The following is a 19,883-nucleotide window of genomic DNA, read 5'->3' as shown; positions in this document are numbered from 1 at the left end:
AAAAGCAATAGGCGTCACGGCGGGTGAAAACGGAACAGTTGGCATATCTTGAAGTGTGCCGATATGTGGCACGATTTGCAACCTTCATGGCCATTGAAAAGCGCACTTTAGAGCCGCTAATGCGCCATACTGGCGCATCCGTCCGTGCTGGCGGCGGCAAGGAGACAATCATGAGCGCAGAGCTTCCCACATCGACTACCGCAACCCCTCACCTCACGCGCAGCTATGCGCGCGGCGCCACCGATGTGGCGCTGATCGAGCAGCCCATAGGCGCATTTTTTGATGCGGTCGCGGCACGACAGCCTGCGCGTGAAGCCCTGGTGAGCCGGCATCAGGGCCGCCGCTACAGCTACGGCGAATTGCAGCGCGAAACAGATCGACTGGCCAGCGCGTTGCTGGGCCTGGGCCTGCAGCCCGGCGAGCGCGTCGGCATCTGGTCGCACAACAACGCTGAGTGGGTGCTGCTGCAACTGGCCACCGCCAAGGTCGGGCTGATTCTGGTCAACATCAACCCGGCCTACCGCACCGCCGAAGTCGAGTACGCGCTGAACAAGGTCGATTGCAAGGCGCTGGTCACCATGGCGCGTTTCAAGACCAGCGACTATTTCGGCATGCTGCGCGAGTTGGCGCCCGAGTGGGCGCACGGCCAGCCGGGCCAGCTCGAATCCGTAGCGCTGCCGCATCTGAAGACCGTGGTCTGGATTGACGAAGCGGGGCAGGGTGAAGAACAGCCCGGATTGACGCGTTTTTCCAGCCTGCTGGCCAGCGGCAATCCCGACGATGCGCGGCTGGCTGATGTCGCCGCGACGCTCAAGGCCACCGACCCGATCAATATCCAGTTCACCAGTGGCACCACCGGTTTCCCCAAGGGCGCGACGCTGACGCACCGCAACATCCTGAACAACGGCTTTTTCATCGGCGAGGCCATGAAGCTGACGCCGGACGATCGTCTGTGCATTCCAGTGCCGCTGTACCACTGCTTCGGCATGGTGCTGGGCAACCTGGCTTGTTTGACGCATGGCGCGACCATCGTCTATCCGAACGACGGCTTCGAGCCGCTGAGCGTGCTGCAAACCGTGCAGGACGAGCAATGCACCGGCCTGCATGGCGTGCCGACGATGTTCATTGCCGAGCTTGACCACCCGCGTTTTGCCGATTTCGACCTGTCCACCCTGCGCACCGGCATCATGGCCGGCTCGCCGTGCCCGACCGAGGTGATGAAACGGGTGGTCAGCGACATGAACCTGAGCCAGATCACGATTGCCTACGGCATGACCGAAACCAGCCCGGTGAGCTGCCAGAGCTCCATCGACACGCCCCTTGGCAAGCGCGTCTCGACTGTCGGCCTGGTGCAGCCACACCTGGAGGTCAAGATCATTAACCCCGAAAGCGGCGGGATCGTCGCGCCCGGCGTCTCGGGCGAACTCTGCACGCGTGGTTATTCGGTCATGCACGGTTACTGGGAAGACCCGGCTCGCACGCTGGAGGCGATTGATGCCGAGGCCTGGATGCACACCGGTGACCTGGCCACGATGGACGTGGAGGGCTACGTCAACATCGTCGGCCGAATCAAGGACATGGTGATACGCGGCGGCGAGAACATCTACCCGCGCGAGATCGAGGAGTTTTTATACCGCCACCCCAAGGTGCAGGACGTTCAGGTCGTCGGCCTGCCTGACAAGCGTTACGGCGAAGAACTGTGCGCCTGGATCGTGATCCGGCCCGGCGAAACGCTGGTCGAGGAAGAGATTCGCGCGTTTTGCAAGGGCAAGATTGCACACTACAAGGTGCCGCGCTACATTCGTTTCGTGCCTGGCTTCCCGATGACGGTGACCGGCAAAATCCAGAAGTTCAAGATTCGCGACGAAATGAAAAACCAGCTCGGGCTGCAAGAAGACCCAGCCGCCTGAAACGCCTGAATCGCCTGAAAGAAACTGGCTTTACCTTCAAATACCCATGACCACGCTCGAATCCAAACTCAATGCCCGTTCCGCCGACTTCCAGGCCAATGCCGCCGCCATGCGCGCGCTGGTGGACGACCTTCATGTGCAACTCGCCAAGGCCGCCGCTGGCGGTGGCGAAGTTTCCCGCGCCCGCCACACAGCGCGCGGCAAGCTGCTGCCGCGCGACCGGGTACAGATGCTGCTCGACCCCGGCACGCCGTTCCTGGAAGTCGCGCCGCTGGCCGCGTTGGGCATGTACAAGGGCGAAGCGCCCTGCGCCGGCCTGATTGTGGGCATCGGCCGCGTGAGTGGCGTGGACTGCATGATTGTCTGCAACGACGCCACGGTCAAAGGCGGAACCTACTACCCGCTCACAGTCAAGAAGCATCTGCGCGCCCAGGAAATCGCCCAGCAGAACAACCTGACCTGCATCTACCTGGTCGATTCGGGCGGCGCCAACCTGCCCAACCAGGACGAGGTGTTCCCCGACCGCGACCATTTCGGACGCATCTTCTTTAACCAGGCCAACATGAGCGCGCTCGGCATCTCGCAGATCGCCGTGGTCATGGGCTCTTGCACCGCCGGCGGCGCCTACGTGCCGGCCATGAGCGACGAAAGCATCATCGTCAAGAACCAGGGAACGATTTTCCTGGGCGGGCCTCCCTTGGTGAAGGCCGCGACCGGCGAAGTTGTCACGGCCGAAGACCTGGGCGGCGGCGATGTGCACACCCGGCTGTCGGGCGTGGCCGACCACTTGGCGCAAAACGACCTGCATGCGCTGGCGCTGGCGCGCACCGCCGTCAAGAATTTGAATAAAAACAAGGCTTCTGCGCAAGCAGGGCGGACATTAGTAGCTCCTAAATTCGTAGCAGAAGAGTTGTATGGCGTGATACCCGTCGATGTGCGCAAACCGTTTGACGTGCGTGAAATCATCGCCCGCATCGTCGATGGCAGCGAGTTCGACGAGTTCAAGGCGCGCTACGGCACCACGCTGGTCTGCGGCTTTGCGCACATTCAAGGCATGCCGGTCGGCATCATCGCCAACAATGGCATCCTGTTCAGCGAGTCGGCGCTGAAGGCCACGCACTTCATCGAGCTGTGCTGCCAGCGCAAGATTCCGCTGGTGTTTTTGCAGAACATCACCGGCTTCATGGTTGGCCGCAAGTACGAGAACGAAGGCATTGCCAGAAACGGCGCCAAGATGGTCACGGCCGTGGCGACCGCCGCTGTTCCGAAGTTCACCGTCATCATCGGCGGCAGCTTTGGCGCCGGCAACTACGGCATGTGCGGCCGGGCTTTTTCGCCGCGCTTCCTGTGGATGTGGCCGAACGCGCGCATCAGCGTGATGGGCGGCGACCAGGCGGCCGGCGTGCTCGCCACTGTCAAGCGCGACGGCATCGAGGGCAAGGGCGGCGCTTGGACTGCCGAAGAAGAAGAAGCCTTCAAGGCGCCGATCCGCAGCCAGTACGAACACCAGGGCCACCCGTATTTCGCCACGGCGCGGCTGTGGGACGATGGCGTGATCGACCCGACCGACACCCGCCGCGTGCTGGCGCTGGGCCTGAGCGCGTCGCAAAACGCGCCGATTCCCGAGACGAAATTCGGCCTGTTCAGGATGTAAATAATGACGACTGCACTGCAAACCACCCAACAGGGCGTCGTGCTGACACTGACCCTCAACCGTCCAGACGTCCGCAACGCCTTCAACGACGAAGTGATTGCCGAGATCACCGCCGCTTTTAAGGAAATGGCCGCGTGCGCCGAGGTACGCGCCGTGGTGCTGGCCGCCATCGGCCCGGCCTTTTGCGCTGGCGCCGACCTGAACTGGATGCGCCGCATGGCCGGCTACACCCGCGCCGAAAACCTGGCCGACGCGGCGCAACTGGCCGAAATGCTGCGTGTGATGTACGAATGCCCCAAGCCCACCGTGGCCCGAATTCAGGGCGATGTGTATGCCGGCGGCATGGGGCTGGTGGCAGCCTGCGACATCGCCGTCAGCGTGGATACGGCCAACTTCTGCCTGAGCGAAGTCAAACTGGGACTGATTCCGGCCACCATCAGCCCCTATGTGATCCGCGCCATGGGCGCGCGTGCGGCGCACCGCTATTTTCTGACCGCCGAGCGCTTTGACGCGAAGGAAGCGCACCGCATCGGCTTTGTGCATGAAGTGGTCGGCGCCGACCAGCTGGATGCCAAGGTGGCGGAACTGACGAACGCCCTAAGCAGCGCCAGCCCGAATGCCGTGCGCAGCTGCAAGAGGCTCGTGCAGGAAGTGGCCGGGCGTGTCATCGAGGCGCCGCTGATCGGCCGCACCGTTGAAGGCATCGCCGACATTCGTACCAGCAGCGAAGGCCGGGAAGGCGTGCAGTCTTTCCTGCAAAAACGCAAACCGTCCTGGCTGGCCTGACTCACAGCAAAGAGGCTTCATCATGCAGGCACTGGATACCGCTCAACTGATTGCCCTGGCTGGCGCCTTGGGCTGGGCTAGCGGCGTGCGTCTATACCTTGTGGTGCTGCTCACGGGTCTGGCCGGTTTCATGGGCTGGCTTGAGTTGCCGCAAGGCCTGCGTTTGCTGGCGCATCCGGTGGTGCTGGGCGCCAGCGGTTTCATGGTGTTTGTCGAGTTTTTTGCGGACAAGATTCCCGGCCTGGATTCGCTCTGGGACGTGGTGCATACCGTGATCCGCATTCCGGCCGGTGCGGCCCTGGCGGCAGGGGTTTTTGGCGCGGACAGCGGCGCGATGGGGCTGGTGGCGGCATTAATGGGCGGCACGCTGGCCGCGACCAGCCATGCCGCCAAGGCCACCAGCCGCGCCGCCATCAACACCTCGCCCGAACCGTTCACCAACATTGGCACCTCGCTGGTCGAGGACAGTCTGGTTCCGGCCGGCTTGTGGCTGGCCATTGCCCATCCCTTTGTCTTCATTCCGTTGCTGGTAATGGTGCTGGTGCTCAGCGTCTGGCTGATCCGCCTTTGCTGGCGCTTTTTGACGCAGTTGTTTGCCCGCGTGGCCCGCATTTTCAGTGGCAGGCCTGATCCGGGATTGGCGCCCGCTTTTACTCTGAAGTCCCCTTTTTTAAAGAATGATCCCCATGTTTAAAAAAATACTGATCGCCAACCGGGGCGAGATTGCTTGTCGGGTTGCCGCGACCGCCCGTCGCTTGGGTCTAAAGACCGTTGCCGTCTACTCGGACGCCGATGCCAGCGCCAAGCATGTGAGCTTTTGCGATGAATCTGTCCACATCGGTGGCAGCGCGCCCAGAGACAGCTACCTGCGCTGGGAAAAAATCATTGAAGCGGCGAAAACCACCGGTGCCGAGGCGATTCATCCTGGCTACGGTTTCCTGAGCGAGAACGAGGAGTTTGCCAAGGCCTGCGCCGTTGCCGGGCTGATCTTCATCGGCCCGCCGGCGTCGGCCATCAAGGCCATGGGCCTGAAGTCCGAGTCCAAGCAGCTGATGGAAAAGGCTGGCGTGCCGCTGGTGCCCGGCTACCACGGCAGCGACCAAAATCCGGTCATGCTCAAGCACGAGGCGGACCGCATCGGCTACCCCGTTCTCATTAAGGCCAGCGCCGGAGGCGGCGGCAAGGGAATGCGGGCGGTCGAGAAATCAGAAGATTTCGATGCGGCACTGGCCTCGTGCAAGCGTGAAGCCATCAACAGCTTTGGCAACGACACTGTACTGGTTGAAAAGTACGCCCAGCGTCCGCGCCACATCGAGATTCAGGTGTTTGGCGACATGCATGGCAACTACGTTTACCTGTTCGAGCGCGACTGCTCGGTACAGCGCCGCCACCAGAAGGTGCTTGAAGAAGCTCCCGCCCCCGGCCTGTCGTCCGAGATGCGTCAGCAGATGGGACTGGCCGCCGTCGCGGCTGCGCGTGCGGTCAACTATGTCGGTGCCGGCACGGTGGAATTCATCGTCGAGCAGCGTGCCGACGGCAGCATGAACTTCTTCTTCATGGAAATGAACACGCGGCTGCAGGTCGAGCATCCAGTGACCGAAGCCATCACCGGGCTCGACCTGGTGGAGTGGCAGTTGCGCGTGGCCTCGGGCGAGCCTTTGCCACTGGCGCAGGATCAGCTCAGGATCAACGGCCACGCCATCGAGGCGCGCATCTGCGCCGAGAACCCGGACAACAACTTTCTGCCTACTACTGGCACGCTGCATGTGTACGACAAGCCGGTGTGTACGGCCTTTGAACGTGCGGAATTGCGCAACGCGGGCATTGCGGTGCGGATCGACGACGGCGTGGGTCAGGGTGACACGATTTCGCCGTTTTACGATTCGATGGTCGCCAAACTGATCGTGCATGGTCAGACGCGTGAAGAAGCGTTGGCCCGCATGGATGAGGCGCTGGCGCAGACCCGCATCGTCGGGCTTGCTACCAATGTGCAGTTCCTGCGCTACGTGGTGCGCAGTCCGTCGTTTGCCCAGGCCAACCTGGACACGGCCTTGATCCCGCGCGAAGAGGCGGTTCTCTTCAATCAGGAGCCGGTCGGGTTGGCCATGGCGGCCGCTGCGGCGATAGCCCAGACGCTGCTGAGCGAAAAGGCCACCGAGGGCAGCGACCCCTTCAGCCGCCGCGATGGATGGCAAACCCATGGCGTGACGCAGCGGCCTTTCGAGTTCGACTTCCGCGGCGAACCCGCCAAAGCCGCATTGACTTATGGACACGACGGCGCCTTGCAACTGACGGTTGGCGGCATGTCCGGTCCACTGGCGTTCTCAAAAGGCGTGCAGGGCATCGACATCCAGTTCGCCAGCCAGCGCGTGACGGCAACGGTCTATACCCAGGGCGAGGTGGACCATGTCTTTACCGCGCGCGGCGCAACCCAGATCACGGCCATTGATTTGCTGGCCCACGCGGGCGAGAGTCACACGGAAGGCGGGCGCCTGACCGCGCCTATGCCGGGCAAGATACTGTCGTTCTCGGTCAAGGCCGGCGACCTGGTTAAAAAGGGACAGCCGCTGGCGGTGATGGAAGCGATGAAAATGGAGCATACGATTGCAGCGCCCGCCGATGGCGTGGTCGAGGAGCTGCTGTATGCACCGGGTGACCAGGTCACCGAAGGGGCTGAGTTGCTCAAAATCTCAGTCTAATTTTTCTGAAAGCCTGAATGCTCATCAGTTTTTGCTGTGCCGGCACCAAATCCCAGCCTTGGCTGGAAGGCCTGCATGCCGCCTTTCCGGGCGCTGAGGTGGAGGTCTGGTCGGCTGGCGCGCCGGCTGCCGATTACGCCGTGGTCTGGACGCCGCCACAACAGTTCATCGACGAGCAGCCCCGCCTCAAGGGCATCTTCAACATCGGCGCCGGCGTTGATGCCTTGATGAAACTGCGCCTGCCGCCCGGCGTTCCTGTCGTCAGGCTGGATGACGCGGGCATGTCGGTGCAGATGGCGGAGTATGTGTGTCATGCCGTGATCCGCCATTTTCGTGAATTCGACGGCTATGAGGCGGATGCAGCGCAAGGCAAATGGTCGTACCGCAAGCCGCATCTGCGCCAGGATTTCCCGGTCGGCGTGATGGGCCTGGGCGTGCTCGGCGAGCGGGTGAGCCGGGCGCTGACGCAGTTTGATTTTCCCGTGATGGGCTGGAGCCGGTCTGCCAAATCCATTGACGGTGTGCAATGCTTTTCGGGCGAAGCCGCATTCAACGATTTTCTGGCGGCAAGTCGCATCCTGGTGTGCCTGCTGCCGCTCACGCCGGATACCGACAACATCATGCGGCAGGACACGCTGGCCCGATTGAAGCCGGGCGGTTATGTCATCAACGTGGCGCGCGGCAGCCACCTGGTTGACGATGACCTGATCGCGCTGATCGACAGCGGCCATCTGGCGGGCGCAACACTGGACGTGTTTCGCACCGAACCGCTGCCTGCGGCGCACCCGTTCTGGAGACACCCGCAAATCATCGTGACGCCGCACACCTCAGCCCGCACGCTGCGCGAAGAAAGCCTTACCCAGATCGCCGGGAAAATCCGGACGCTGGAGGATGGCGCACCGATTGCCAGCCTTGCAGGTGTGGTTGACCCAAACAAAGGATACTGAACCGATGAATCTCCCTCCCAAAGTCAAGCTCGTCGATGTCGGTCCCCGCGACGGCTTGCAGAATGAAAAATTGCCCGTTCCCGCTAGCGTCAAGATCGAACTGGTGCATCGCCTGCAGGACGCAGGTCTCACGGAAATCGAAGTCACCAGCTATGTCTCGCCCAAATGGGTGCCGCAAATGGCCGATAACGCAGAGGTGTTGGCCGGCATCCGGCGCAAGGCGGGCGTGCGTTATTCGGTGCTGACGCCCAATATGCAGGGGCTGGAAGCGGCCATGGCGCCAGCGCCTGAGCTTTGGCCCGATGAAATCGTCGTGTTCGGCGCGGCCAGCGAAGCTTTCAGCCAACGCAACATCAATTGCTCGATTGCCGAAAGCATCGAGCGCTTCCGGCCGGTGGTGGTAGCGGCCCGTGCCAACAACATTTATGTTCGCGGCGCGATTTCCTGCAGCGTCGGCTGCCCTTACGAGGGCAAGATTGCGCCGGAGCGGGTAGAACTGGTGGCGCGCCTGATGAAGGACATCGGCGTGCAGCACATCGGCGTGGCCGACACGATTGGCGTCGGCACGCCGCTCAAGGTGAAGCGCGCGATGGAGGCAGCACTCAGGCATTACGACCTCAACGACGTTTCAGGCCATTTCCACGACACCTATGGCCAGGCGCTGGCCAACACCTTGATCTGCCTGCAAATGGGCGTGTGGCAGTTCGACACCTCCTCCGCCGGCCTGGGCGGCTGCCCCTATGCCAAGGGCGCGACCGGCAATGTGGCGACGGAGGACGTGGTCTACCTGCTGCACGGCATGGGCATAGCGACCGGCATTGACCTGGACAAGCTGATTGACGCGGGCAAATTCATCAGCGATTTTCTGGATCGCAAGCCCAATTCCCGGGCCGCGACGGCTTTGCTGAACAAGAGGGCTGGCTGATGGTGCGCCGGGCCGTACCGACCCAGGCAAACACGGCACCCCTGGAGGCATTACACCGAGTAAAAAGCGTGGGGGTGCAGTATGTGTGGCGCTGAATTGACGGCATTGCCTGTGGGGGTACAGCGGGTTGCAGAATTTTTGCATGCCAAGGGTCATGCCCATTTGCCCGTCATGTTGAATGACGCCGCACGCACCGCGCAACAGGCGGCAGAGGCGCTGGGCGTCGCTGTCGGCCAGATTGCCAAGAGCATTGTTTTTCGCCGCAAGTCTGACGATGCGGCGGTACTGGTTGTGACTTCTGGCGACCGGCGCGTGGATGAAAAGAAGGTTGAAGCGCTGGTTTGTATCGATGGCAAGCGGCTGGGACGGGCAGATGCGGAATTCGTCAAAGCCCGCACCGGGTTTTCGATTGGTGGCGTGTCACCGCTGGCCCATGCCACGCCTCCAATCACGCTGATTGACGAGTCCCTGTTTCGTTTTGATGAAATATGGGCGGCGGCGGGACATCCTCATGGAGTGTTCCAGCTATCGCCGCAGCAACTGCAAAGCCTGACGGGTGCCCCTGTGGCCGACCTGGCGGTAGACGTTGACGAGGAAAAGCGGGCACTGCAGCGAGCAATAAGCCTGGTCAGCCTGCGCGCCCCGACGCTGGATACCGAAACTGCTGTTGCGTCGCCCTGTATCTCCATCTGTCGCATGAGCGCCCGCACCGGATTGTGCGAAGGCTGCTTTCGCACCCGTGACGAGATTGCCGGCTGGGGTAGTGCTCACGATGAGAGCAAGCGAAGCCTCTGGAAAACCATCGTGCAGCGCATGGCTGCCCTGCAGGCATGACCGGCACTCCAATGCATTCCCAGACTCCTCCAGCCGAGCCTGTGGCCGGCGAACTAAAGCACATCACCTGCTACCTCGACTTCATCTCGCCCTATGCGTATCTGGCGTTCGAGCTTTTGCCCGATGCCTTCATGGGATTGAGCTACAGCCTGAGCTACAAACCGGTGCTGTTCGGCGCCATGCTCAAGCAATACGGCCAGCTGGGGCCGGCAGAAATTGCACCCAAGCGTGACTGGACCTACCGACAGGTGCTGTGGCTGGCGCACAACCGGGGCATTTCCCTGCAGATGCCGGCCAGCCACCCGTTCAACCCCTTGCCGCTGTTGCGGCTGGCTCTTGCTTGCAGCCCTGCTGCCGAACCCGCGTCGCCGAATCGCTTCGTCTGCGAAACCATTTTCCGCCACGTCTGGCGCGGTGGCGCCCAAGCGGTGGACCCGTCCCGCCTGCAGACTCTGACCAGCCTCCTGATGCCCTCGCGCGAAGTGAACAGCGAGGAAGTCAAGTCGCAGCTCAAGCGCAATACCGACGAGGCCATCGCCTTGGGTGTCTTTGGCGTACCGGCTTTTGTGGTCGATGACAAGCTGTTCTGGGGCCTTGATTGCCTGCCCATGTTGGGCGCCTATCTGCACGGCGACGCCTGGTTTGACGGCCCCGACTGGGATGCCGTTGCCAACGTTCAGGTAGGCATCCGGCGTCAGTAAACTGGCGGCTTGCCGGTGAGAAAATTGGATGAATAAGGCTACAGGAGCGAGTTCACCATGCCCAGCGCATTCCATTTCACGGCTTCTCCTTTTGACTGCCTGACGCCTGAGGAGCAGCGTCTGGTGCAAGACAGTGTCGATATTGCTTATTTCCCCCAAGGCGCCACCATCCTGGCGCTCGGGGTGCAACCCACCCACCTGTTTGTCATCATCAAGGGTTTTGTGCAGCAGTTTGATGGCCATGAAGTGGTGACCACTTATGGCCCCGACGACTGCTTCGACGGCCGGGGGCTGATGGCCGGTAAGGTCAGCAGCCGCTTCGTGGCCGCCGAGGAAGTGGTGGCCTATCAGTTGGCCAGGCAGGCGGTCAGTGACCTGATCGCCGGCAATGTGACATTCGGCGCGCTGCTGTTTTCGGATTTGTCCAACAAGCTCAGCGCGCTGTCAGAGCGTAAAAGCCGGCATGAATTGCAGTCGCTGACGATGGCGCGGGTGGACGAGGCTTTTGTGCGTACCCCGCATTTTGTGGACGCTGACACGTCCATTCTGGAGGTGGTCAGACAGTTTCATGCCTTGCGTACCGCAACCCTGCTGGTGCGTGACCGGCAAATGTCGCCGCCTGCGCTGGGCATTTTTACCCTCACGGGACTGCAGCGGGCGATTCTGGACGGCACGCCGCTTGACCGCCTGGCCGTCAGAGGGCTGGCCAATTTTTCGCTGATCAAGGTGCGGCCCGGCGACCAGCTGGGCGATGCCCTGGCCGTCATGATCCGGCACAAGGTGCATCGGGTGGTCGTGGCCGAGGGCGAGCAGATTACCGGCGTGCTGGAAGCGCTGGACCTGTTCAGTTTTTTGTCCAACCATTCCTATCTCATCAACATCCAGATCCAGGATGCGCAGGATGTGCCCAGCCTGAAGGTGGCAGCCGGACAGATTACCCGGCTGATTGCGCTGCTGTACCGCAGCGGCACCCATATCAACATGATTGCCCGCCTGGTTCAGGAACTCAATGCCAAGCTATTCGAGCGTGCTTGGCAACTGGTTGCGCCGGCTGATCTGTTGGCCAACAGCTGCCTGTTCGTGATGGGCAGTGAAGGCCGGGGCGAACAACTGCTTAAGACCGACCAGGACAATGGACTGGTGCTTCGCGATGGCTATACGCCTACGAGCGATGTGGCGCAGGTGTGCCGGCAATTTTCGGCAGCACTTGCAGATTTTGGCTATCCACCGTGTCCGGGCAACATCATGGTCAGCAACCCGCACTGGTGCCGGTCCGTAACCGACTTCAGCCAGACCGTGCGTTTCTGGCTGATGGCCGCCAGCAGCGACAGTCTTATGGCTCTGGCCATCTTCCTGGATGCCCATGCGGTTTGCGGCGACCGGGCCTTGCTCGATCAGGTCCGCGCAGCAGTCTTTGACATGACCGCTGACAACGATGCCATGCTGGCCCGCTTCGCCTCTGCCGTCAACGCTTTCGGAAGCAATAGCGTCTGGTGGAGTCGCCTGCCTTTCCTCGGTGATCATCAAGCCAACGAAGCGCTGGACATCAAGAAGGCCGGTACGTTTCCGCTCGTGCATGGCATACGAAGTTTGGCGCTGGCGCACAACATTAGCGCCACTTCGACCGTGGAGCGGGTAGCCGCTTTGGTGGCGGCCGGAAGGCTGCCAGAAAAGCTGGCCACTGATCTGATAGAAAGCCTGCATTTCTTCATGGGGTTGAAGTTGAAAGTCGGTTTGCAGCAGCTAGAGACCGGCCACACCGCTTCGGACGGCATTCAGTTGGACAAACTCAGCAGTCTGGACCGTGATTTGCTCAAGGACACGCTGGGCGTCGTCAAGCAGTTTAAAGCCTTGCTGAATCAGCGCTTCCACCTGGAGGCCTTGTGAATGCCCGGGGCCTGTCGCCCGCCCGCTGGGCCGCAGCACTCAAGCGTGAATGGCTGCTCTACCACTTGGGCGACCCGCGGTTTCGTTTCATGTGGGACCCGGCGCCAGACAATGAATGGGTGGCACTGGACTGCGAAACCACCGGCTTGAATCCCAAGACCGACGACATCATCGCCATTGGTGCGGTTCGCATCCGTGAAAACCGCATCATGACCAGCGAGCGTCTGGAGTTGCTGGTGCGGCCTGAAAAACGGCGTCTTTCAGCGGACAGCGTGCGCGTGCACCGCCTGCGTGAGCAGGATGTGGCGCAAGGCATCAGCGCAGACGAGGCCATGATGAAGCTCATGCATTTCATCGGCAGCCGGCCGCTGGTGGGCTACTACTTGGAGTTTGACGTGGCCATGATCAACCGGGTGCTGTTCCCGATGCTCGGCATGGGCCTGCCCCAGCTGAAAATCGAAGTATCTGCCCTTTACTACGACTACAAATACCAGCAGCTGCCCCACCTCACTCGGGACAGCGGGTCAATCGACCTGCGCTTTGCCAGCCTCATGAGGGATCTGGAGCTTCCGCTGTGGACAGCGCACGATGCTTTGAATGACGCCATTATGGCGGCGCTGGCTTTTCTCAAACTGCGGCAGTTGCGGGGGGGGTGAGGATGCCGGTCTGGGTTCGTTTGACGACTTCGTCAGACGGACTTGCACCCCTTCCAACTACTCGCTCCGAACTCCGCATTGACATCGGTGCTTCGGATGTCGGCGATGTGGCGCCGATTTGGATGATTGGTCCCCCTGAAGCCGGCCAGAAGCGGCCGTTCGCAAGGTGCGACCTGATTGCCGCTTCAAATTGCTAGCCCGACTTCACCGGTTTCAAAAGACGCTTGTTAAGGTCGAAATTGAAATGGAAAGTCAGTCATGAAAGTTCCAGAGTCTGCGGGAGTGAAGCGAATTAAAGCGAAATTTAAATGCCTGAGTCCCTGGGTCTAACAAAATGGGTAACGCAAAAAATTTGCAGATTGATCTGGGCGTTGCGTACCAATCTGGACATGAATTCCCACTATGAGGAGCTTGCAGGAGTGGTTTTGGCAGTCTCATCGAGTTTATATACCGCTATAAAAATTCCGACAAACCCTGCAGACAATTCAAGATCAATGTGAGGCATCAAACAAGCTGATTTCGAAATTGGAGCGCGTGTTTTGAATGACCGCCTGCGCTGCTAAGCAGCCGATCATCCGCCCTCCAAATTGATTGCCTGGTTAACGCTCCAAAGATCCTGAGCCCATAAAAAAAGCCGGGCAATTCCCGGCCTTTTTTCAGAGGTTAAACACCCGCCAGCTCAGTGGCCAGAAGATTTCGAAGCACCCAGGCCGGTCTCTGAACGGACTTGCTGCGCCTTATACAGACCACGCTCGATGGCGGCCTGCGGACTGCGGTCAAGGACCGAAAACAGCCACACGCCAGCAAACCCGATGGTGATCGAGAACAGTGCTGGCGAGGAGTACGGGAACAGGGCTGAACCCGCCGGATGGCCCAAAACCGCTTCCCACACGGATGGCGAAACGATGGTTAGGCCGACCGAGGAAATCAGGCCCAGGAAACCGCCAATCACCGCGCCCCTGGTGGTGCAGTCTTTCCATAGTACCGACATGAAAAGCACCGGGAAGTTGGCCGAAGCCGCAATCGCAAAAGCCAGTGACACCATGAAGGCAATGTTCTGCTTTTCAAAGGCAATACCCAGAATCACCGCGACAATTCCGAGCGCCAGCGTCGTCATGCGTGAAACTTTCAGCTCCGAGGCACTGTCGGCCTGGCCCTTTTTAATCACGGTGGCGTACAGGTCATGCGATACCGCCGAAGCACCTGACAGTGTCAGACCCGCGACCACAGCCAGGATGGTGGCAAAAGCCACGGCCGAGATGAAGCCAAAGAACACGTTGCCACCAACCGCCTTGGCAACCAGAACGGCTGCCATGTTGGCGGAGCCGCCGCCGCCCTTGATGATGCCCTTGGCGGTATCAGCAAACTCGGGGTTGGTCAGCACTAGCGTGATGGCGCCAAAACCGATGATGAAAATCAGCACATAAAAGTAGCCAATCCAAGTGGTGGCCCAAAATACGGATTTACGGGCTTCCTTTGCATCAGGCACCGTGAAGAAGCGCATCAGGATGTGCGGCAGACCGGCAGTGCCGAACATCAGTGCCATGCCGAATGAGATGGCCGAAATCGGGTCTTTAACGAACCCGCCCGGCCCCATAACCGACAAGCCGATCTTGGCGGCTTCCTCGGGTAGCTTTCCGCTGTTGAGTGCCAGTCTGGTCTTGACTTCCACGCCTTTGGCAAAGAGCGCCTCAAAGCTGAAGCCGAACTGCGACATCACCATGAAGGCCATGAAGGTCACTCCCGCCAGAAGCAGGCAGGCCTTGATAATCTGCACCCAAGTGGTGGCTGTCATGCCCCCAAACAGCACATAAATCATCATCAGGGCGCCAACGATCACCACAGCCATCCAGTATTCCAGGCCAAACAGCAGCTTGATTAGCGCGCCTGCACCAACCATCTGGGCTATCAGATAGAACGCCACCACCACCAGAGTGCCAGAGGCCGCAAAAATGCGGATTGGCGCTTGCTGGAAGCGATAGCCGGCCACGTCGGCAAAAGTGAATTTACCCAGGTTGCGAAGACGCTCGGCCATCAGGAAGGTGATGACAGGCCAGCCAACCAGAAAGCCGATGGAGTAAATCAGCCCGTCATAGCCCGATGCCATCACGGCGGCGGAAATGCCCAGAAACGATGCTGCAGACATATAGTCGCCAGCAATGGCCAAGCCATTTTGAAAGCCGGTAATCCCGCCGCCACCCGTGTAGAAATCGGCGGCTGACTTGGTTTTGGAGGCGGCCCACTTGGTGATGAACAAAGTACCGACCACAAAAATGCCGAACATGCTGATCGCCACCCAGTTGGTCGGCTGTTTGTCTACCTGCCCCAGGTCGGCGCCCGCGGCTTGCGCGGCAGTGGCCGCAAACAGTGCCAACAAGGCGGTCAGGAGTTGAGTTCCCACCTTCATTTGGAGGCCTCCTTGAGGATTTCGGCGGTCAGCCTGTCGTATTCACCATTGGCGCGGCGAACGTAAATGCCAGTAATGACAATGGTGAAAACGATTACCCCCAAGCCGATGGGAATACCCAGCGAAGTCACGCCGGCACCGATAGGTTGTGCCAGAAACGGTTTGTTGAAGGCAATCAGCGCGATGTAGCCGTAGTACACCACCATCATCACGGCGGTCATCGACCAGCCAAACTTATTGCGTTTTCTGCGAAGTTCATGGTATTTGGGATTGGCCTCGATTTTGGCGACCATCGGATCACGCGCAACAGGATCACTCATGTTTATCTCCTCAGACTTGTTCAGTCAGTAATGACCATAGCCCGGATGGGCGATGCAGGAAGTGAATTCTGTGGTGAGGTGCTGACCAAGTCCTTACGTTGCGCAAAGGAAATTTCGTAAGGAGTTTCCCTCGGTTTGCCCCAAGTGAAAGTTTGTTATTCCAGCATTTCTTCCCCGATTTATTGCAATGGAAAATGACGCGTAAGGGTTAATACTTGAACTGTAAGTTGACATTCAGTTTCACGCAAGGTGTTGTTGGCGCAACGTCAGAATCGGGTCAGCAGCGGCCAGGATAGTGAGGGCAGTCATTCGCTCTGGATGGCCAAATAAATCAACGAAGGAGACAAAAAAATGGTCATTGCAGTGGATAACAGACCCATGACAGCGGAGCAGAGGAAGGTTATTTTTGCCTCTTCACTGGGTACCGTATTCGAGTGGTACGACTTTTACCTCTACGGTTCACTGGCTGCGATTATTGCAAAGCAATTTTTCAGCGGATTGGACTCCGGTTCGGCATTTATTTTTGCCTTACTCGCTTTTGCGGCTGGTTTCATTGTCCGGCCCTTCGGTGCGCTGGTGTTTGGGCGGTTGGGCGACATGATCGGTCGAAAATACACTTTTTTGGTCACCATCGTGATCATGGGCCTTTCCACTTTCATTGTTGGCCTTTTGCCAAGCTACGCCTCCATTGGCGTCGCGGCACCTGTGATCCTGATTGCTCTGCGTATGCTGCAGGGATTGGCTTTGGGCGGTGAGTACGGAGGTGCAGCGACCTATGTGGCCGAGCACGCCCCGCACGGCAAGCGCGGTGCCTACACTTCGTGGATTCAGACCACGGCTACCCTGGGCCTGTTCCTCAGTCTGCTGGTCATTCTGGGTGTGAGAACCGCTATTGGCGAAGCGGCATTTGCCGACTGGGGCTGGCGGGTTCCTTTTGTCGTTTCCATTTTGCTGCTGGGCGTGTCCGTTTACATTCGCTTGTCCATGAATGAGTCGCCCGCCTTCCAGAAAATGAAGGCAGAAGGCAAGACCTCAAAAGCGCCACTTTCCGAATCCTTTGGCCAGTGGAAAAATCTTAAAATTGTGATTCTGGCACTGATTGGCTTGACCGCCGGCCAGGCAGTAGTATGGTATTCGGGTCAGTTCTACGCACTTTTCTTCCTGACCCAGGCCCTCAAGGTGGATGGACCGACCGCCAATATTCTGGTGGCCTACTCGCTGATTCTGGGCACGCCCTTTTTTGTGATCTTTGGTACCCTGTCCGACAAGATCGGTCGCAAGCCCATCATCATGGCCGGTTGCCTACTTGCGGTCCTGACATACTTTCCGGTTTTCACCGCTTTGACCAAAGCCGCCAACCCTGACCTGGCTGCGGCGCAGGCCAAGAACAAGGTGGTCGTCACCGCTGATCCAAAAGAATGCTCGTTCCAGTTCAATCCGACAGGTACCGCGAAGTTCACCAGTTCCTGCGACATTGCCAAGCAGGTGCTGGCGGGCGCTTCGGTGAGCTACGAAAACGTTGAAGCTCCTGCGGGAACGGTGGCTTCCATCAAGATTGGTGAAGCCGCTATTTCCAGCTATACCGCCAAGGGCTTGAACGCCGAGGACGCCAAGAAAAAGGACGTTGAATTCAAGAAACTTGTTGCCGACGACCTCAAGGGCGCCGGTTACCCCACCAAGGCCGACCCCGCCAAGATGGACAAAGTGATGGTCACCGCCATCTTGTTTTACCTGGTGTTGCTCGTCACCATGGTGTATGGCCCGATTGCTGCCATGCTGGTTGAATTGTTCCCCACCCGGATCCGCTACACCTCCATGAGCTTGCCGTATCACATCGGTAATGGCTGGTTCGGCGGACTGCTGCCCACGACTGCCTTTGCCATCGTCGCGCAAACCGGCAATATGTACAACGGCCTGTGGTATCCGATCATCATTGCGGCAGTGACTTTCGTGGTGGGAACCCTGTTCGTCAGGGAAACCAAGGATGTTGACATTTACGCCAACGACTGATGGGCCATCCATGAACGCGCGCCTGCAAAGCCTGCGTTGACCCTTGTAGCCCAGTAACTATAAGAGCCCTCGTCAGTGCGTGTCGGGGGCTTTTTACTTGAGGCGCGCGGCGGGGCGGCAACAAAAATCTTGTTGCAACTGACCGCGGGGGGGGGGGGAAGGGCCCCCCCCGGTGCTCCTGAAAAGCAGCGATTTACGGCACCGCTGCCCGGCCGAGCCGCCATGTATTGAAGACGCTTGCGCCAAAGCCGTGAAGTAGTGCGGTATGCGGACAAATGAGTTAAATCGGTGCAAGGTTGATAGAACAATTCACAAGAACGTCAATGGGAGCTCGCGCCCAGTTCCTCGTTTATTGGAGAAAAATCGATGATTTATATAAAGACGGAGTTAGGTCAATCGGCTTTGCAAAACCGGTCCCTTGCATTGACGCCCCGACAACGTTCGGCGTTCATATTGTTTGACGGCAAGCGCAGCCTGCAGGACGTGCTCAAAACGACAGCCAGCCTGGGCGTCATTGCCGGCGATGTGACTCACCTGGTGGAACTCGGACTGCTGGCCGGCTTTGCCGTGGCCGCGCCTCCCGCGATTGCGGCGCACACGATACCGGGGCGAGATGTGAACGGCATGCCAAACCAGAATTCACAGGATCACTATTCAAAAGCTTATCCGATTGCCACCCGGCTCACCGCAAATTTGGGTTTACGCGGCTTCCGTCTCAACTTGGCGGTTGAAGCCGCAGGTGATCTGGCCAAACTGCAGGAGTTGGCGCCTAAAATCAGGGAAGCCGTAGGTTCGGAAAGATACCAGGAACTGGAGTGCGCCCTGTACTACTGAATCGACGAGCCATCGCGTCACCGGAAGTGACGCGGTCATTCTCAGGGCCGCTCCCGCACCGGTTTCTGGCGCATAAACTTCAGCGTTTAAATTTTCCGTCATTGCCGATGATGGATAGATCGGCGAAATCAAGCCCTGTGTGGTTCTGCGGGCTGTAGCTCACTTCAAGTCCGCCGATATCCAGTTTGCGAAGGCCTTCCAGTGCCGACTGAATTTTTTCGCGGGTTGGCTTGGGACCGGCGCGGCGCAAACTCTCGACCAGAACTTTGGCAGCGGCAAAACCCTCGAGCATGGCCGGACTGACTTCAGCCAGTCCTTTTGCCCGGGCCAGTTCCAGCGCTTCCTTGACCATGGGGTAGGCAATGGACCGCTCAGATGGGAACACTTGCGTGACGATCAAGCCCCGGCCGTTCTCGCCGAGACTCTTCACAAATCCACTCGAAGCGTTGTTGGACAGTGTCACGATCTGCGCGGTAGAGCCGGCTGCTCGCAAAGCCTTCACGCCGTCGAGTACCGCTTGTCCTGATGCGACCATGATGACGGCCTGCGCGTTGGACTGGTATACCTTGGGTGCGATCGGTCCGAAGTCGGGCTTGGTGCGGTTGAACTTTTCCAGCACGACAGGCTGGAGTCTGGCGTTCGCCAAACCTTTCTGTGCGCCGACTACACCATCGATTCCAAAGCTGTCGTCTGCATAGACGATCCCTATCCGGCTAATCCCCATGGAGCTCAGATGGGCCACCGCCCTTTCAGCCTCACGCTGGTAGGTTGCGCGCACATTGAATACATGCTTTTTGACCGGTTGGTGCAGCACCATGGCGCCAGTGGATGGACCAATGAGCGGCACGCCGTATTTGTCGAGCAGAGGAAGTATCCCCTCGGTATGGGGCGTGCCACGTGTCAGAAACATCGCAACCACGTTTTGCTCTTCAATCAATTTTCGGGCATTTTCCGCCGCCAGCTTCACTTCAAATTTGTCATCCAGCGAAATGAGCTCTATTTTTTGGCCACCGATACCGCCTTGTGTGTTGATGGCATCAAGGTAGAGCTTCGCGCCAAGCGTGGTTTCGTTCACACCGGCCGCCACGGCGCCGGTAAACCCAGCCGTTTGTCCAATCAGGATTTGGGCTTGACTCACCTGACTGAGCGTTCCGATCACGATGGCCAAGCACCACAAACTTGTTCTGTTCACTTTGTTTTCCCTGTTTATATCGAGGCTATGAGTGAAGCATAAAAGTATTAACTTGACGAGACGTGCAAACCACGACTGCGCCAACTGGAGAGTCCACAGGCGGCGTTAACCCCCAAACCCG

General features: G+C 59.3%; 16 protein-coding genes. 13 read left to right on the top strand and 3 right to left on the bottom strand.

The window, feature by feature from the left end:
- Positions 1-170: 170 nt before the first annotated feature.
- From HHJ19_RS15195 to HHJ19_RS15145, 11 genes are all read left to right on the top strand, one after another.
- Positions 171-1,910, top strand: a complete 1,740-nt coding sequence (locus HHJ19_RS15195) for an AMP-binding protein (RefSeq protein WP_296908709.1) — start codon at positions 171-173, stop codon at positions 1,908-1,910.
- A gap of 46 nt (positions 1,911-1,956) precedes the next feature.
- Entirely contained in the window at positions 1,957-3,564 is a 1,608-nt protein-coding gene (locus HHJ19_RS15190) for a carboxyl transferase domain-containing protein (RefSeq protein ID WP_296908708.1), read from the top strand.
- Between the two features lie 3 nt (positions 3,565-3,567).
- Positions 3,568-4,350, top strand: coding sequence for an enoyl-CoA hydratase/isomerase family protein (locus HHJ19_RS15185; protein WP_296908707.1), 783 nt, complete (start codon positions 3,568-3,570; stop codon positions 4,348-4,350).
- Positions 4,351-4,372: 22 nt separating this feature from the next.
- Positions 4,373-5,044: a DUF4126 domain-containing protein gene (locus HHJ19_RS15180; protein WP_296908706.1), complete on the top strand. Its 672-nt coding sequence runs from the start codon at positions 4,373-4,375 to the stop codon at positions 5,042-5,044.
- A complete protein-coding gene (locus HHJ19_RS15175; protein WP_296908705.1) occupies positions 5,037-7,049 on the top strand; it encodes an acetyl/propionyl/methylcrotonyl-CoA carboxylase subunit alpha in 2,013 nt (670 codons plus the stop codon). The genes HHJ19_RS15180 and HHJ19_RS15175 overlap by 8 nt, the downstream gene beginning before the upstream one ends.
- 17 nt (positions 7,050-7,066) lie before the next feature.
- Entirely contained in the window at positions 7,067-7,996 is a 930-nt protein-coding gene (locus HHJ19_RS15170) for a glyoxylate/hydroxypyruvate reductase A (protein ID WP_296908704.1), read from the top strand.
- Positions 7,997-8,000: 4 nt separating this feature from the next.
- A complete protein-coding gene (locus HHJ19_RS15165; protein ID WP_296908703.1) occupies positions 8,001-8,921 on the top strand; it encodes a hydroxymethylglutaryl-CoA lyase in 921 nt (306 codons plus the stop codon).
- Positions 8,922-9,017: 96 nt separating this feature from the next.
- Positions 9,018-9,755: a YbaK/EbsC family protein gene (locus tag HHJ19_RS15160; RefSeq protein ID WP_296908702.1), complete on the top strand. Its 738-nt coding sequence runs from the start codon at positions 9,018-9,020 to the stop codon at positions 9,753-9,755.
- An 11-nt stretch (positions 9,756-9,766) separates the two neighbouring features.
- Positions 9,767-10,456, top strand: a complete 690-nt coding sequence (locus HHJ19_RS15155) for a 2-hydroxychromene-2-carboxylate isomerase (RefSeq protein WP_296908701.1) — start codon at positions 9,767-9,769, stop codon at positions 10,454-10,456.
- A gap of 57 nt (positions 10,457-10,513) precedes the next feature.
- Positions 10,514-12,343 carry a putative nucleotidyltransferase substrate binding domain-containing protein gene (locus HHJ19_RS15150; protein ID WP_296908700.1) on the top strand — a complete coding sequence of 610 codons (1,830 nt, stop codon included), beginning with the start codon at positions 10,514-10,516 and terminating at the stop codon, positions 12,341-12,343.
- On the top strand, positions 12,340-12,999 hold the full coding sequence (locus tag HHJ19_RS15145) for a 3'-5' exonuclease (RefSeq protein ID WP_296908699.1): 660 nt from the start codon (positions 12,340-12,342) through the stop codon (positions 12,997-12,999). Before HHJ19_RS15150 ends, HHJ19_RS15145 begins: the two co-directional genes overlap by 4 nt.
- Positions 13,000-13,678: 679 nt before the next feature.
- On the opposite strand, the gene HHJ19_RS15140 is transcribed toward HHJ19_RS15145, so the two are convergent.
- A complete protein-coding gene (locus tag HHJ19_RS15140) occupies positions 13,679-15,406 on the bottom strand; it encodes a cation acetate symporter (RefSeq protein ID WP_296908698.1) in 1,728 nt (575 codons plus the stop codon).
- Positions 15,403-15,726, bottom strand: a complete 324-nt coding sequence (locus HHJ19_RS15135) for a DUF485 domain-containing protein (RefSeq protein WP_296908697.1) — start codon at positions 15,724-15,726, stop codon at positions 15,403-15,405. The genes HHJ19_RS15140 and HHJ19_RS15135 overlap by 4 nt, the downstream gene beginning before the upstream one ends.
- 351 nt (positions 15,727-16,077) lie before the next feature.
- On the opposite strand from HHJ19_RS15135, the gene HHJ19_RS15130 reads away from it, so the two are divergent.
- Both HHJ19_RS15130 and HHJ19_RS15125 read left to right on the top strand, forming a co-directional pair.
- Positions 16,078-17,736 carry an MFS transporter gene (locus HHJ19_RS15130; protein WP_296908696.1) on the top strand — a complete coding sequence of 553 codons (1,659 nt, stop codon included), beginning with the start codon at positions 16,078-16,080 and terminating at the stop codon, positions 17,734-17,736.
- A gap of 423 nt (positions 17,737-18,159) precedes the next feature.
- On the top strand, positions 18,160-18,570 hold the full coding sequence (locus tag HHJ19_RS15125; RefSeq protein WP_366929416.1) for a hypothetical protein: 411 nt from the start codon (positions 18,160-18,162) through the stop codon (positions 18,568-18,570).
- Between the two features lie 79 nt (positions 18,571-18,649).
- Here HHJ19_RS15125 and HHJ19_RS15120 read toward each other — a convergent pair whose 3' ends face one another.
- Complete coding sequence (locus HHJ19_RS15120) at positions 18,650-19,747, bottom strand: ABC transporter substrate-binding protein (RefSeq protein WP_296908712.1); 1,098 nt, start codon at positions 19,745-19,747, stop codon at positions 18,650-18,652.
- Between the last annotated feature and the right edge of the window lie 136 nt (positions 19,748-19,883).

This window comes from Polaromonas sp., from assembly GCF_012927415.1.
Lineage (GTDB): Bacteria > Pseudomonadota > Gammaproteobacteria > Burkholderiales > Burkholderiaceae_C > Polaromonas.
This window is presented reverse-complemented; position numbering and strand designations above follow the sequence as displayed.

Coding starts and splice junctions, on each gene's coding strand:
- HHJ19_RS15140 (WP_296908698.1), bottom strand. CDS start 15,406: ATGAAGGTGGGAACTCAACTCCTGACCGCCTTGTTGGCACTGTTTGCG.
- HHJ19_RS15175 (WP_296908705.1), top strand. CDS start 5,037: ATGTTTAAAAAAATACTGATCGCCAACCGGGGCGAGATTGCTTGTCGG.
- HHJ19_RS15180 (WP_296908706.1), top strand. CDS start 4,373: ATGCAGGCACTGGATACCGCTCAACTGATTGCCCTGGCTGGCGCCTTG.
- HHJ19_RS15130 (WP_296908696.1), top strand. CDS start 16,078: ATGGTCATTGCAGTGGATAACAGACCCATGACAGCGGAGCAGAGGAAG.
- HHJ19_RS15170 (WP_296908704.1), top strand. CDS start 7,067: ATGCTCATCAGTTTTTGCTGTGCCGGCACCAAATCCCAGCCTTGGCTG.
- HHJ19_RS15155 (WP_296908701.1), top strand. CDS start 9,767: ATGCATTCCCAGACTCCTCCAGCCGAGCCTGTGGCCGGCGAACTAAAG.
- HHJ19_RS15190 (WP_296908708.1), top strand. CDS start 1,957: ATGACCACGCTCGAATCCAAACTCAATGCCCGTTCCGCCGACTTCCAG.
- HHJ19_RS15135 (WP_296908697.1), bottom strand. CDS start 15,726: ATGAGTGATCCTGTTGCGCGTGATCCGATGGTCGCCAAAATCGAGGCC.
- HHJ19_RS15195 (WP_296908709.1), top strand. CDS start 171: ATGAGCGCAGAGCTTCCCACATCGACTACCGCAACCCCTCACCTCACG.
- HHJ19_RS15185 (WP_296908707.1), top strand. CDS start 3,568: ATGACGACTGCACTGCAAACCACCCAACAGGGCGTCGTGCTGACACTG.
- HHJ19_RS15150 (WP_296908700.1), top strand. CDS start 10,514: ATGCCCAGCGCATTCCATTTCACGGCTTCTCCTTTTGACTGCCTGACG.
- HHJ19_RS15165 (WP_296908703.1), top strand. CDS start 8,001: ATGAATCTCCCTCCCAAAGTCAAGCTCGTCGATGTCGGTCCCCGCGAC.